General features: G+C 68.5%; 13 protein-coding genes. 4 read left to right on the forward strand and 9 right to left on the reverse strand.

What is annotated here, in order from left to right; all coding sequences use genetic code 11:
* Positions 1–18: 18 nt before the first annotated feature.
* From ACLJQ7_RS27375 to ACLJQ7_RS27385, 3 genes are all read right to left on the reverse strand, one after another.
* The gene (locus ACLJQ7_RS27375) at positions 19–567 is read right to left on the reverse strand and encodes a snapalysin family zinc-dependent metalloprotease (protein ID WP_410651030.1); all 549 of its coding nucleotides are present in this window, start codon (positions 565–567) and stop codon (positions 19–21) included.
* Positions 568–741: 174 nt separating this feature from the next.
* Entirely contained in the window at positions 742–1,410 is a 669-nt protein-coding gene (locus ACLJQ7_RS27380; protein WP_410651031.1) for a response regulator, read from the reverse strand.
* On the reverse strand, positions 1,407–3,011 hold the full coding sequence (locus ACLJQ7_RS27385) for an ATP-binding protein (protein ID WP_410651032.1): 1,605 nt from the start codon (positions 3,009–3,011) through the stop codon (positions 1,407–1,409). Before ACLJQ7_RS27385 ends, ACLJQ7_RS27380 begins: the two co-directional genes overlap by 4 nt.
* 207 nt (positions 3,012–3,218) lie before the next feature.
* On the opposite strand from ACLJQ7_RS27385, the gene ACLJQ7_RS27390 reads away from it, so the two are divergent.
* The gene (locus ACLJQ7_RS27390; protein WP_410651343.1) at positions 3,219–4,538 is read left to right on the forward strand and encodes a cation:dicarboxylate symporter family transporter; all 1,320 of its coding nucleotides are present in this window, start codon (positions 3,219–3,221) and stop codon (positions 4,536–4,538) included.
* Positions 4,539–4,621: 83 nt separating this feature from the next.
* Positions 4,622–5,203: a DUF6000 family protein gene (locus ACLJQ7_RS27395; RefSeq protein ID WP_410651033.1), complete on the forward strand. Its 582-nt coding sequence runs from the start codon at positions 4,622–4,624 to the stop codon at positions 5,201–5,203.
* On the opposite strand, the gene ACLJQ7_RS27400 is transcribed toward ACLJQ7_RS27395, so the two are convergent.
* Complete coding sequence (locus ACLJQ7_RS27400) at positions 5,193–5,594, reverse strand: winged helix-turn-helix transcriptional regulator (RefSeq protein WP_240593172.1); 402 nt, start codon at positions 5,592–5,594, stop codon at positions 5,193–5,195. The two genes, ACLJQ7_RS27395 and ACLJQ7_RS27400, sit on opposite strands and share 11 nt — an antisense overlap.
* A 98-nt stretch (positions 5,595–5,692) precedes the next feature.
* On the opposite strand from ACLJQ7_RS27400, the gene ACLJQ7_RS27405 reads away from it, so the two are divergent.
* The gene (locus ACLJQ7_RS27405; RefSeq protein WP_410651034.1) at positions 5,693–7,096 is read left to right on the forward strand and encodes an MFS transporter; all 1,404 of its coding nucleotides are present in this window, start codon (positions 5,693–5,695) and stop codon (positions 7,094–7,096) included.
* On the opposite strand, the gene ACLJQ7_RS27410 is transcribed toward ACLJQ7_RS27405, so the two are convergent.
* The 4 genes from ACLJQ7_RS27410 to ACLJQ7_RS27425 are packed head-to-tail and all read right to left on the reverse strand — an operon-like array spanning position 7,075 to position 9,517.
* Entirely contained in the window at positions 7,075–7,779 is a 705-nt protein-coding gene (locus ACLJQ7_RS27410; protein ID WP_410651035.1) for a carbon-nitrogen hydrolase family protein, read from the reverse strand. The two genes, ACLJQ7_RS27405 and ACLJQ7_RS27410, sit on opposite strands and share 22 nt — an antisense overlap.
* A 9-nt stretch (positions 7,780–7,788) precedes the next feature.
* Complete coding sequence (locus tag ACLJQ7_RS27415) at positions 7,789–8,262, reverse strand: SRPBCC family protein (protein ID WP_410651036.1); 474 nt, start codon at positions 8,260–8,262, stop codon at positions 7,789–7,791.
* Positions 8,259–8,969 (reverse strand): anti-sigma factor family protein, encoded by a 711-nt coding sequence (locus ACLJQ7_RS27420; RefSeq protein WP_410651037.1) that lies wholly within the window; start codon positions 8,967–8,969, stop codon positions 8,259–8,261. The genes ACLJQ7_RS27415 and ACLJQ7_RS27420 overlap by 4 nt, the downstream gene beginning before the upstream one ends.
* Positions 8,966–9,517 carry a sigma-70 family RNA polymerase sigma factor gene (locus ACLJQ7_RS27425; RefSeq protein ID WP_410651344.1) on the reverse strand — a complete coding sequence of 184 codons (552 nt, stop codon included), beginning with the start codon at positions 9,515–9,517 and terminating at the stop codon, positions 8,966–8,968. The genes ACLJQ7_RS27420 and ACLJQ7_RS27425 overlap by 4 nt, the downstream gene beginning before the upstream one ends.
* Positions 9,518–9,792: 275 nt before the next feature.
* On the opposite strand from ACLJQ7_RS27425, the gene ACLJQ7_RS27430 reads away from it, so the two are divergent.
* Positions 9,793–10,422 (forward strand): fibronectin type III domain-containing protein, encoded by a 630-nt coding sequence (locus tag ACLJQ7_RS27430; RefSeq protein ID WP_410651038.1) that lies wholly within the window; start codon positions 9,793–9,795, stop codon positions 10,420–10,422.
* 72 nt (positions 10,423–10,494) lie between these two features.
* Here ACLJQ7_RS27430 and uvrA read toward each other — a convergent pair whose 3' ends face one another.
* Complete coding sequence (gene uvrA, locus ACLJQ7_RS27435; protein ID WP_410651039.1) at positions 10,495–13,350, reverse strand: excinuclease ABC subunit UvrA; 2,856 nt, start codon at positions 13,348–13,350, stop codon at positions 10,495–10,497.
* Positions 13,351–13,376 lie beyond the last annotated feature (26 nt).

Consider the following 13,376-nt stretch of genomic DNA (forward strand, 5'->3'; position numbering starts at 1 on the left):
ACGGACTTGCGAGAGGCGTCAGTTGTAGATGCGCTGCATGGCGCCGGCCGCGACGAGTCCGTTGGCCCACAGCGAGTTCACCCGCGAGACCTCCTGGGCGTTCGGCTTCGCGTTGGTGCAGGACGGGCCGGGGCCGCCGCCGGACATCAGTTCGGAGCACGGGCCCTGGTAGTTGTCCGGCAGGCCGAGCGCGTGACCGGTCTCGTGCGCGGCGATCCGCGTCTGGTCGTACTGCCGCGCCTGCGTGTAGTCGATGAAGATGGTACCGCGGCCGTGGCCGTCGGTCTCGGCGTACGAACCCGAGGGGTCGTTGCCTTCGGTGTAGCGCAAGGTGGCGCCCGACGAGCTTTCCCGCAGCTTCACGTTGGACGCCGAGTTGTTCCAGTTGGCCACGCCCGCCTGGATGGCGGCGCGGAAGCTGGGAGCCCCCGAGGCGTCGTAGTAGACCGTGGTCGCCGCCACGGTCTGCTGAGCAGGCTGGACCGCCGCCGTGGCCTGGCCCGCGGTGACCGGGACGGCCAGCAGCGCCAAGCTCACGGACGCGGAGACGAAGAACTTCCTTGCCATGGACCCACTCCTTGTGAGGACAACGGAATGGTTCGTGAATTTAGGAGCCCCGGCCGAGGCTCGGCACCAACTTTCGTCGCTTCTGCCAGCTGGTGATTTACCAACACTTTCGTCCTATTGACATGCACGTGTTCGCATACGACGATGGTCGCTCCCGCGCCGACGTATAGGCCGTTATACGGTTTTCGGTTTGTACCAGACCTCGGGGCGGCCGACCTGGCCGTAGCGGGGCTCGCGCTGGGCGAGGCCGTTGTCGGCGAGGTATTCGAGGTAGCGGCGGGCGGTGACGCGGGAGGCGCCGATCGCGGTCGCGGCCGCCCCGGCGGAGAGGCCGTCCGCGGCCGAGGCGAGGACTTCGGTGATCGCCTCCAGGGTCTGCGAGCTCATCCCCTTCGGCAGCGCCTGCCGCTCGGTGGTGCGCAGGGTGCCGAGCGCGCGGTCGATCTCGGCCTGGCCGGTGACCTCGCCCGAAGCGCCGTGGAACTCGGCGTAGCGCTCGAGTTTCTCCCGCAGGGAGGCGAAAGTGAACGGTTTCAGCAGGTACTGCACCACGCCGACCGACACGGCGGCCTTGACCAGCGCCAGATCCCGCGCCGAGGTCACCGCGATGACGTCGATCGGGAGACCGGCCGCGCGCAACGACCGGCAGACGGCGAGACCGTGCGTGTCGGGGAGATAGAAGTCCAGCAGCACCAGGTCGACCGGTTCGCGTTCGCAGAACCGCAGGGCGTCGCCGCCGGAGTGGACGACGCCGGACACGGTGAAGCCGGGCATCCGCTCGACGTACACCCGGTGCGCGGCGGCGGCCACCGGTTCGTCCTCGACGACCAGCACCTTGATCATCGTGTCGGCTCCTTCGGCGGCAGACACACGGTGAACACCGCGCCCTCCGCACGGCCGACGTCGATCGTCCCACTGTGCCGCCGCACCGCCTGACCCACCAACGCCAAGCCGAGCCCGTGTCCGTCCTCCGGTTTGGTCGACCAGCCGCGCCGGAACACGTCCTCGACGTCGTCCACCCCGGGGCCGGTGTCGGCGACCCGCAGCAGTAGCCCCTCGGCGTCGGACCGCACGGTGACCTCGACTCCGGGCCGTCCGCCGTCGCCGGCGTTCCCCGCCGCCGCGTCGATGCCGTTGTCGATCAGGTTGCCGAGGATGGTCACCAGATCGCGGGGCGGGACGCCGGTGGCCGCGTCCTCCATGACGGTGTCGGGCGTGATCGTGAACTCGACGCCGCGCTCGCTCGCCTCCGCCGCCTTGCCCAGCAGCAGCGCCGCGAGCACCGGTTCGGCGACCGCGCCGACCACGCGGTCGGTGAGTTCCTGCGCCAGCGCGAGTTCTTCGGTGGCGAACTCGACGGCCTGTTCGGGGCGGCCGATCTCGACCAGCGAAACGACGGTGTGGAGCCGGTTCGCCGCCTCGTGCGCCTGCGACCGCAGTGCTTCGGCCAGACCTCGCACGGTGGTCAGTTCCCCGGTCAGCGCCTGGAGTTCCGTGTGGTCGCGCAGGATCACCACGGTGCCCATCGCCTTTCCGCGCGAGCGCACCGGCGACGTGCTGACGACGAGCACCCTGGCCTCGGTCAGATGCAGTTCGTCGGTGCGCTCCTCCCCCGAGGTGAACGCTTCGACGAGGTCTTCGGGAATGTCCAATGAGGACAGTTCCCGCCCGACCGGATCGTCGGTGACACCCAGCAGCGCGCGGGCCCCGTCGTTGCACAGCACCACTCGTCCGTCGCCGCCGACGAGCAGCAGCCCCTCGCGCACGGAATGCAGGACGGCCTCGTGGTACTCGAACAGGTTGCTCAGTTCCTCAGGCGCGATCCCCCTGGTCTGCCGCCGGAGCCGGGCGCTGACCAGATAGCTGCCGATCCCGCCGACCACCAGCACCGCCACCGCGACCCCGATCAACGGCCACAACCGTTCCCGCAGCTCGGCGTCGATCGCTTCGACGGTGATGCCGACCGACACCAGCGCGACGACCTGTCCGGCGGCACCGTGCACCGGCACCACGACGCGTTCCGACGGCCCGAGCGAGCCGGCGTAGGTCTCGAGCACCCTGCCGCCGCGCTGCGCCTCGCCGATGTTGCCGATGAACGGCTGCCCGATCAGGTCCGGATTCGGATGCGTGTAGCGGATCCCGTTCTTGTCCATGATGGTCACGAAGTCCACGTCCGTATCCGCGCGGACACTCTGCGCGAACGGCTGCAACGTCGAGGTGGGCTCCGATGTGGACAGTGCGGCCAGTACCCCCGGCGCGTCCGCCACCGCTTCGGCGACCGCGATCACCTTGTCCTCCGCCCGGTCTTCGGTGGCCCGGACGGAATCGAGATACGCGAAGGAGACCCCCGCCGCGACGAGCACGAAAAGCACCACGAGCTGGAGAATCAGCAGCTGGCGGGCGAGACTGCCGCGCCTGGTCCGGATCCGCGTCGTCGAGGGCACCCGCTCATACCAGCACACCGCTCACGGGGCCGCTCGGCGCGCCCGGCCGGAATTCCCCGGAAACCGCTCGCGCGAACTCAATGAACACAACCGTGACCCAGCTCACCTGGCCGGGTGATAGTGACCGGCAATCCCACGGACACCCCCCCTGAGCTGGAGGCAAAGGTGCCTACAACGCCGGAAGCGGCGCCACGACGTCGCGACAAGATGCACTACCTGTACCTGGCCGTGATCGCGGCGGTGGTCCTCGGCGTCGTCGTCGGGTTCGCCGCGCCGGGTCTGGCCAAGGAGCTCAAGCCGCTCGGCACGGGTTTCGTCAACCTGATCAAGATGATGATCTCCCCCATCATCTTCTGCACCATCGTCCTCGGTATCGGATCGGTGGCGAAGGCCGCGAAGGTCGGCAAGGTCGGGCTGCTGTCGCTCGGCTACTTCCTGATGATGTCGACGTTCGCGCTCGCGATCGGCCTCGTCGTCGGCAACCTCCTGCACCCGGGCGAGGGCCTGCACCTCGACCCGGCCGCCGCCGCGAAGGCGCACACGCAGGCCGAGGGCGGCGAAGGCTCCGTCGACTTCCTGCTCGGCATCATCCCGACCAGTTTCGGTTCCGCCTTCACCGAAGGCCAGGTCCTGCAGACGCTGCTGGTCGCGCTGCTCGCCGGGTTCGCCGTCCAGAAGCTGGGCACCAAGGGCGAACCGATCCGCCGCGGTATCGAGCACATCCAGCGGCTGGTGTTCCGGATCCTCGCGATGATCATGTGGGCGGCCCCGGTCGGCGCGTTCGGCGCGATCGCCGCGGTGGTCGGGGAAACCGGCTGGGGCGCGCTGCGCAGCCTCGCCGTCATCATGATCGGCTTCTACCTGACCTGCCTGGTCTTCGTGTTCGGGGTGCTCGGCTCGGTGCTGTGGCTCGGCGCGCGGATCAACATCTTCACGCTGCTGCGCTATCTCGGCCGCGAGTTCCTCCTGATCCTGTCGACCTCGTCGTCGGAATCGGCCCTGCCGCGCCTGATCGCGAAGATGGAACACCTCGGGGTCAGCAAGCCGGTCGTCGGCATCACGGTGCCCACCGGGTACTCGTTCAACCTCGACGGCACGGCCATCTACCTGACCATGGCGACGCTGTTCATCGCGACCGCGCAGGACCAGCCGCTGTCGCTCGGCGAGCAGATCTCCTTGCTGCTGTTCATGATCATCGCGTCGAAGGGCGCGGCGGGGGTCAGCGGCGCCGGAATCGCGACGCTCGCGGGCGGTCTCCAGTCGCACCGGCCGGAACTGGTCGACGGCGTCGGCTTCATCCTCGGCATCGACCGGTTCATGTCCGAAGCTCGCGCGCTGACCAACTTCGCGGGCAACGCCGTCGCCACCGTCCTGGTCGGAACATGGACCAAGGAGTTCGACCGCGAACGGGCCAACCAGGTCTTCAGCGGACAGGCGCCGTTCGACGAAGCCGCCCTGATCGACGACCATCCCGACACATCGCAGGATCCTGAAGGCGACAGGGAAAAGGCCGTGGCGCACGCGTAGCGCCCGGCGGCGAACCGGAACCGCGGTGCGAGGGTCCCCCGTCCTCGCACCGCGGTTCCTTCTTTTCTGGGAAACTCACCGGCATGCCGGACGCTATCGACCGCTACGTGCTCGCGCGATACTCGAAGCTGCTGCACGGCAACTTCGCCGGGATGATGAGCGACGCCGAACGCGAGACATTCCTGCGCGACCTCGTCGAGGACGCCGCGCGGATCACCGACGACGAACTCGAAGAGCTGCTCGAGGCGGACTGGCGGCCGCGGATCACCGCGGCGTGGCTCATCGGCGTCGACCGCCGCACCGTGTGGCGCGGACGCCTCCGGGAGCTGCTCCTGGAAAGTGACCTGGTCTTCGCCGGGCAGGGCTACTGCTTCGCGCTGGCCCGGTTCGGCACGATCGCCGACGCCGAGATCCTCGTGTCCTATCTGGACCATTACCTCGCGCGGCCGGATCTGCGCTACGACCAGGAATGGGCGCTCGCGACCCTGCACCACATCGACGCCGACCTCACGACCGCGTACACGTCACGCTATCTGCGGCCGGGCGGCCTCTGGGAAAGCTGGTCCGCGAAGAACAGCACGGACCTGCCGTTCCACAAGATGTACTTCGACCTGCTGTGCTCGCACGTCCAGCGGGCCGTGCACGCGGCGGCCGTCAGGCGCTGACCTTCTCGTCGTAGACGACGCGGGACGCGGCGATCGAGTCGCGGTGGCGCTCGGCCCAGCTCAGCAAGCCGCTCAGCGACGCATAGAGTTCCTTCGCCATCGGCGTGGCCTCGTATTCCACCTTCGGCGGCACCGTCGGGTACACGGTGCGCACGAGCAGGCCGTCGCGTTCGAGGTTCCGCAACGTCAGCGTGAGCATCCGCCTGCTGATCCCCTCCACCGACCGTTCCAGTTCGGTGAACCGCACCGGACCGCGCGTGGCCTCCAGCAGGATGCCGATCGCCCACTTGCCGCTGATCCGGTTGATCACCTCGAGCACGGTGCACACCTCGAGCTTTTCCGGATCGACCACCCTGGCCTGCGCGGTCACATCGGTGTTCCCCTGGGACATGAAAGTGCCTCCTTCCGGCGAGGAACAGAGTCACACAAGATGGGCGCTGTTACAAGTGATGCACCAAGGCGTCACCTGGGGAATCTCGAAGGATCACCATGCGCGCTCTCACCCTTGCCGTTCTTTGCGCCGTCTCGCTGATGGTCGTCCTCGACGGCTCGATCGTCGCCGTCGCGCTGCCCGCGATCCAGAACGACCTCGGCTTCTCGCCGTCCACCCTGGCCTGGGTGGTCAACGCCTATCTGATCGCGTTCGCCGGGCTGCTCCTCTTGTCCGGCAGACTGGGCGATCTGATCGGCCGGAAACGGGTCTTCCTCGCCGGGCTCGGCCTGTTCACCCTCGCGTCTCTGCTCTGCGGGATCGCCCAAGACCGAGCGCAGCTCATCGTGTTCCGTTTCCTTCAGGGCGCGGGCGGCGCGCTGGCGTCGGCCGTCGTGCTCGGCATGATCACCACGCTCTACCCGGAACCGCGGGCACGGGCGAAGGCCATCGGCGTCTACAGCTTCACCCAGGCCGCCGGATCGTCGATCGGGCTCATCGCGGGCGGCACGCTCACTCAGCTGCTCGACTGGCACTGGACGTTCTTCGTCAACCTGCCGATCGGCGCGATCGCGCTGGCGCTGGCCGTCCGGCTGCTCGTGGACGACCGGGGCCCTGGGTTGCGCGGCGGCACCGACGTCACCGGCGCCGGACTGGTCACCGGTGGGCTGATGCTGCTGGTCTACACGATCGTCAAAGCAGAGGACTACACCTGGGCCGACGCCCGCACGCTCGGGCTGCTCGTGGTGTCGCTGCTTCTTCTCGCCGGATTCGTGCTCCGGCAAGCGAAGGCCCGTCAACCGCTGCTGCCGCTTCGGATCTTCCGCCTCCGCGCGGTGTCCGGGGCGAACACCGTGATGGTCCTGATGGTCGCCGGGCTGTTCGGTTTCCAGTTCATCACCGCGCTCTACCTGCAGCGAGTGCTCGAACTCGACGCGTTGAGCACCGGGTTCGCCTTCCTGCCCGCACCGCTGTCGATCGCGGTGATGTCCCTGGTCTTCGCCGAACGGCTGAACCACCGCTTCGGGGCACGGACGGTACTCGTCACCGGGCTTTCCCTGGTCGCGCTGGCGCTCGGCTTCCTCGCCACCGTCGAGGCGGACGGCGACTACGCGACGGACGTCCTGCCCGCGCTCGTCCTGATGGGCATCGGGTTCGGCGCGGCGATGCCGGCGCTGATGGGACAGGCGATGTCCGGCGTCGCATCCGCCGACATCGGGGTCGCTTCGGGACTGATCAACACCACGCAGCAGATCGGCGCGGCCATCGGGACCGCCGTGCTCGCGACCGCCGCCGCGTCCCGCACCGGCTCGCTCCTGGCCGAGGGCACCGCGATTCCCGAGGCGCTCACCGGCGGCTACCGGACGGCGTACGCGTTGAGCGCCGGACTGCTCGCTCTCGCCGTTTTCTCCGCGACGGTGTTCCTTCGCCCGCGGAAAGTTCAGGAAGCGATCGTCGCGTAGGCCCATTCGGAGACCTCGCCGCCGAGGCGTACCTCGGCGGCGCCTCCGGGTTTCCACACCCCGCTGCCACCGAACGCGGCCATCCCACCGGTCTTGCCGGAATACTGGGAAAGCACCACCCACATCCCGTATCCGGCCGCGACGCCGACCTGATCGAGCAGCCGCTGTTCCTGGCCCTCGCTGAAGAGCGCGCTGAGCACGTAGACCTCGGCGCCCGCCTCGGCAAGCTCCCGCGCATGGTCCGGATTCGCCGCGTCGAGACAGATCGCGAGGCCGAGACGCCTGCCACCGACGTCGACGATCACCTGCCGCGTGCCCGGTGCGAACAGCTCTTCCTCGCTGTTGTGCAGGTTCCGTTTCGCATAGGTGGCAACGGTTTCCCCGGCCGGCCCGAGCACGAGCGACCCGATGAGCCGCCGTCCGTCCTCGATGAGCGGAAGGCCGATGACGGCATGGACGTTACTGGCTCGGCACGCCTCGCGGAGCGGGTCGAGGCGGGGATCGTCCGCGGACAGCCAGAGTGCCGGATCGGCGGCGAGCGCCTCGAACTCCAAGCCGGTCAAGGAAAGTTCGGGGAAGACGCAGAGGTCGGCTTCCGCGATCCGGAGGAGCCTCGCGTGTTCGGCGATGTTCGCGGAAAGATCAGCGGGAACGGTGAACGGTTGCACGGTCGCGACACGCATGGCGCGACTCTAGCCTGCCGAAGCCCGCAGATACCCCCGTAAGCCGTTGTGCCCCCGCCGCATCATGAGCGCGTGGTTGATCCGGAACACCGGCCGCGCGATCCGATCGAGCTTGCGCAGCAACGGTTTCCGCGCCTCGACCTCCTGCGTGATCTCCAGTCTGGTGCCACTCCCCACCGCCGTCAGCGCGCCGGCCAGCGTCCCTTCGAGATCGCCGCTGAGCAGGACCCGCACCCGGCCGTCGCGCTCGTCCTGCCGGTCCCGGTGCATCCGGACGGTCAGCGCGTACGGCAGCCTGGACCGGCAGACGAGTTCGGCGGTGTCCTCGTCGACCTGGCTGACCGACCGGACATCGCGCCACCACAGCGGATACGCGGCCAGGTCGACGACGGCGTCGAAGACCGCCTTGGGCGCGGCCGGGAGCACCCACGTGTCGCGGAAGCGGTACCAACCACCTCCGCGACCCACGAGCGAATCCGTCATACCCGCGCCGACACCAGGTTCCGGCCGTCCATGGTCACGACGTCGACCGAAGCCACGTCGTCCGGGGCGACCAGTGCCGAACCGTCGATACCGGTGCCCTCGCGCTGCCCCTTCTCCGAAACGAGCCAACTGCCCGCGTTGACCCGCTCTCCGCCCTTGGTCACCACGACGAGCGCGCACTTCTCGCCTTCGCGGACACCGGTCGCCTTGGCGTGGAGCCGGACCCAGCCCGCCGCCGGGACCACCCGGACCGCCAGCTGGGTGCCCGTCTCCCGGTCGGTGGCCGCGAGGTCGCGGGTGCCGGGCACCGGGGCGGCCGACGCCGGCACCGGCAGCGCCACCGTCGACGGTTCGGGCGACGTCTGCCGTCCGACCAGCACGCCCGCGCCCAGCGCCACGACGACCAGTACGGCCGCACCGGCCACGGCGAGGAGCCGCCGCGGCTTGCGCTCCAGAGTGCTTTCTTCTTCGCGAACCTGACGGAGCGTGCGCCGCAGCAGCAGATCTCCCCCGTCGGGAGGTCCTTCGAGGAACGCCTCCGGCGGCACCTCGTCGAGGTGATACCGCAGCTCCGACAGCTCGCGCACCTCACGACGGCACGTGGGGCAGTTCGCCAGATGCGTCTCGAACGTGGCCGCTTCCGCCGGGGTGAGCCCACCGAGGACGTAAGCGGCGAGCTGGCCCTGGTCATGTCCGACCGCACTCATCGCGCCACCTCCTTCCCTGGTCCCGCCATCACGGCTCTGAGCGCCCGTAACGCGTAATAAGATCTCGACTTAACGGTACCCGGGGCCACGCCCAGGGATCTCGCCGCTTCGGCCACCGTCCGGCCCCGGTAGTAGATCTCCACCAGTACTTCACGATGTTCCGTGGAAAGCCCGTCCATCGCCCCGAGCACGGCCATGGAGTCCACGACGCTCTGCGCGTGATCCCGCTCCACCGCCGGGGTGGGCGCGCCTTCCTCCGGCTCCGCCACTTCCGGTGGCCGCGCCGCCCTGGCCCGCGCGCGGTCGGTGATGATGTTGCGGGCGACGGTGAGCAGCCAGCCCCGCACCGATCCCTTCGCGTCGTTCTCCAGGTCTTCGGCGTGCTTCCAGGCCCGGACCAGGGTCTCCTGCACGACATCCTCTGCTGCCGCGCGGTCTCCGGTCAGCCTCGTCGCGTACGCCAGCAGGCTTCGCCCGTGTTCGGCGTACAAGTGCCGGACCAAGTCCTCGCCTTTGGCCTTTTTGGGCCGCCGGCCTCCGATCGCCACTCGTGTCCTCCCGACGGTCTTCTGGGTCGGCGAGGACAGTACTGCAACCCGCAGGGGCAGAGTGGATCGTTCGGCGCGCGCCGCGATCGAACTGTGCATCGGCACCGGCCTCTCCTCGGTTCTCCATGGCCGCCTCCTCTTGCCTCCCACACGGACGGCACGGGGACGCGGTTCAACCGGGGTCTTGTCGATCACCGGGCGCGCTCGTATGCTGACGCCTCCGGATTCCGCCGCCGCCTGATTCCCGGGAGGGCCTGGGCGTGCCAAGGAAACTCGTGGCCGTTCTGCTGCTGGTGTTCGCTTTCGTGTCGGGATGCGGCGAGGAGCCCTGTTTCACCGCGACACTGACCGATCCGGTGAACGTCGACCTGAGCTGGCCCGACGACGATCCGGACGTCGCGGGGCGGATCGTCGAGTACACCACCGATCCGCACGGCGAATACACGATCCTGCAGTTCGTGCCGCCTCGGCAGACGTCCTACCGGCATCCGGACCTGATGCCCGAAACCCGGTTCTACTACCGGATCCGGCCGTTCTACGGCACCGTTTCGGACGCCGTCACGGTTTCCGGGCCTGCCACTCCGGCCGTGGGCGGCCCCGCCGTGTCCTTGCGAACGGGTGACCGCTCGGCGGCTCCGGCCTCGTTCCGGGCCGAGCCCGCGCCGGAGGAGATGGTGCGGTTCAGCTGGACCGATCGCTCCAGCGACGAAGACGGTTTCCTTGTGGAGATCAAGAAACCCGGCTCGGACGGGTTCGTGCCGATCGAGGTCTCGGATCCGGGGACGACGTCGGCCGGGCTCGCCACGATGCCGGGCGAAGAAGACGCCTCGTACCGGCTGCGCGCGTTCTACTACGGACCCGCTTCGCCCGTGCTGGACCGGACCACGGGAAAGGCGCCTGCCTAGTTCCCGCGTGCAATGAAGGGGCCTTTCATAGCAAATTTTGCTATGAAAGGCCCCTTCATTGCACTTGGTGACTCAGGCGAGAACGGTCTTCAAGAACTCGCCGGTGTAGCTCTCCTCCACCGAAGCGACGTACTCCGGCGTGCCCTCCGCGATCACGGTGCCACCGCCGGAACCACCCTCGGGCCCCATGTCGATGATCCAGTCCGAGGTCTTGATGACGTCGAGGTTGTGCTCGATGACGATCACCGTGTTGCCCTTGTCCACCAGCCCGTTGATCACGCCGATCAGCTTGCTGATGTCCTCGAAGTGCAGACCGGTGGTCGGCTCGTCGAGGATGTAGACCGTCTTGCCGGTGGACCGCTTCTGCAGTTCGCTGGCGAGCTTGACGCGCTGCGCCTCGCCACCCGACAGCGTCGGCGCGGGCTGCCCGAGCCGGACGTAGCCGAGACCGACGTCGACGAGGGTCGCCAGATGCCGGTGGATCGCCTTGATCGGCTCGAAGAACTCGGCCGCCTCCTCGATCGGCATGTTCAGCACGTCGGAGACGGTCTTGCCCTTGTAGTGCACTTCGAGGGTCTCGCGGTTGTACCGGTCGCCCTTGCAGACCTCACACGGGACGTAGACGTCCGGCAGGAAGTTCATCTCGATCTTGATCGTGCCGTCACCGGCGCAGGCCTCGCACCGGCCGCCCTTGACGTTGAACGAGAACCGGCCCTGCTGGTAGCCCCGCACCTTCGCCTCGGTGGTCGCGGCGAACAGCTTGCGCACGTGGTCCCAGACGCCGGTGTACGTCGCCGGGTTGGACCGCGGGGTGCGGCCGATCGGCGACTGGTCGACGCGGACCAGTTTGTCCACGTTGGCCAGCCCGTTCACGCGGGTGTGACGGCCGGGGACCTGGCGGGCACCGTTGAGCTTGTTCGCCAGCACGGTCGCGAGGATGTCGTTGACCAGCGTGGACTTCCCGGAACCCGAGACACCGGTGACCGACACGAGGCAGCCGAGCGGGAACGACACGTCGAGACCGCGCAGGTTGTGCTCGCGCGCGCCGACGACGGTCAGCTGCCGCTTCTTGTCGATCGGGCGCCGGATCGCCGGCACCTCGATCTTGGTGCGGCCCGACAGGTACGCGCCGGTGATCGATTCCTTGTTCCGCAGGATCTTCTTGTACGGTCCACTGTGGACGATGTGGCCACCGTGCTCGCCGGCGCCGGGGCCGATGTCGACCACCCAGTCGCTGGAGCGGATGGTGTCCTCGTCGTGCTCGACGACGATCAGCGTGTTGCCGAGATCCCGCAGGCGGACCAGTGTCTCGATCAAGCGGTGGTTGTCGCGCTGGTGCAGCCCGATCGACGGCTCGTCCAGCACGTACAGCACGCCGACCAGACCGGAACCGATCTGCGTGGCGAGCCGGATGCGCTGCGCCTCGCCACCGGACAGCGTCCCGGAAGCGCGGTCGAGCGAGAGGTAGTTGAGGCCGACGTCGAGCAGGAAGCGCAGCCGCGCCTGGATCTCCTTGAGCACCGCTCCGGCGATCACCTGCTCGCGCTTGCCGAGCTCCAGTTCGTCGAGGAACTGCGACGCCTCCGCGATCGACAGGGCGCAGACCTCGGCGATCGACCGGTCGCCCTGCGTCTTGTGCTCCAGGGTGACGGCGAGGATCTCCGGTTTGAGCCGCGTGCCCTGGCAGGCCGGGCACGGCACCTCGCGCATGTAGCCCTCGTACCGCTCACGCATGTACTCGGACTCGGTCTGTTCCTGGCGCCGCTCGAGGAACGGGATGACGCCCTCGAAGCTCGCGTAGTACGAACGCTGGCGGCCGTAGCGGTTTTTGTAGCGGACGTGGACCTGCTCGTCGACGCCGTGCAGAACGGCCTTCTGCACCTTCGCCGGCAGCTTGCGCCACGGCGTGTCCATCCGGAAGCCGATGGTCTCCGAAAGCGACTCGAGCAGGCGGATGAAGTAGTCCGCGCTCTGGCCGCCCGCCCACGGCGCGATGGCCCCCTCGCCGAGGGACATCTCGTCGTCCGGGACCACGAGCTCCGGGTCGACCTCCTTGCGGACGCCGATACCGGTGCAGTCCGGGCAGGCGCCGTAGGGCGCGTTGAAGGAGAACGACCGCGGCTCGAGGTCCTCGATCGCGAGCGGGTGGCCGTTCGGGCAGGCCAGGTTCTCGGAGAAACCGCGCACGCGATGCGGGTCGTTCTCCGGCAGGTCGACGAACTCCAGCTCGATCAGGCCGTCGGCCAGCCGGAGCGCCGTCTCGACGGAGTCGGTGAGCCGCTGCCGTGAGCTGGTCTTCACCGAGAGCCTGTCGATGATGACGGCGATCTGGTGCTTTTCCTGCTTCTTCAGCTTCGGCGGGTCGGTCAGCGGGTGGACCGTCCCGTCGACCACGACTCGCGCGTAGCCCTGCTGCTGCAGGTTTTCGAAGAGGTCGAGGTACTCACCCTTGCGGCCGCGCACGACCGGCGCGAGCACCTGGAAGCGGGTGCCCTCCTCCATCGCGAGCACCTGGTCGACGATCTGCTGCGGGGTCTGCTTGCTGATCGCCTCGCCGCACTGCGGGCAGTGCGCCTTGCCGGCGCGGGCGTAGAGCAGGCGCAGGTAGTCGTAGACCTCGGTGATGGTGCCGACGGTCGAACGCGGGTTGCGCGAGGTGGACTTCTGGTCGATCGACACCGCGGGCGAAAGGCCCTCGATGAAGTCGACGTCCGGCTTGTCCATCTGGCCGAGGAACTGGCGCGCGTACGCCGACAGCGACTCGACGTAGCGGCGCTGCCCTTCGGCGAAGATGGTGTCGAAGGCGAGACTCGACTTCCCGGACCCGGACAGACCGGTGAACACGATCAGGCTGTCGCGGGGCAGGTCGAGATCCACACCGCGGAGGTTGTGCTCGCGGGCGCCGCGAACAACGAGGCGATCAGCCACGCCAGGGTCCCTTCAGGTTTCATTCT

This window comes from Amycolatopsis sp. cmx-4-54 (genome assembly GCF_046548895.1).
Lineage (GTDB): Bacteria > Actinomycetota > Actinomycetes > Mycobacteriales > Pseudonocardiaceae > Amycolatopsis.

Coding starts and splice junctions, on each gene's coding strand:
- ACLJQ7_RS27375 (WP_410651030.1), bottom strand. CDS start 567: ATGGCAAGGAAGTTCTTCGTCTCCGCGTCCGTGAGCTTGGCGCTGCTG.
- ACLJQ7_RS27380 (WP_410651031.1), bottom strand. CDS start 1,410: ATGATCAAGGTGCTGGTCGTCGAGGACGAACCGGTGGCCGCCGCCGCG.
- ACLJQ7_RS27390 (WP_410651343.1), top strand. CDS start 3,219: ATGCACTACCTGTACCTGGCCGTGATCGCGGCGGTGGTCCTCGGCGTC.
- ACLJQ7_RS27395 (WP_410651033.1), top strand. CDS start 4,622: ATGCCGGACGCTATCGACCGCTACGTGCTCGCGCGATACTCGAAGCTG.
- ACLJQ7_RS27400 (WP_240593172.1), bottom strand. CDS start 5,594: ATGTCCCAGGGGAACACCGATGTGACCGCGCAGGCCAGGGTGGTCGAT.
- ACLJQ7_RS27405 (WP_410651034.1), top strand. CDS start 5,693: ATGCGCGCTCTCACCCTTGCCGTTCTTTGCGCCGTCTCGCTGATGGTC.
- ACLJQ7_RS27410 (WP_410651035.1), bottom strand. CDS start 7,779: ATGCGTGTCGCGACCGTGCAACCGTTCACCGTTCCCGCTGATCTTTCC.
- ACLJQ7_RS27415 (WP_410651036.1), bottom strand. CDS start 8,262: ATGACGGATTCGCTCGTGGGTCGCGGAGGTGGTTGGTACCGCTTCCGC.
- ACLJQ7_RS27420 (WP_410651037.1), bottom strand. CDS start 8,969: ATGAGTGCGGTCGGACATGACCAGGGCCAGCTCGCCGCTTACGTCCTC.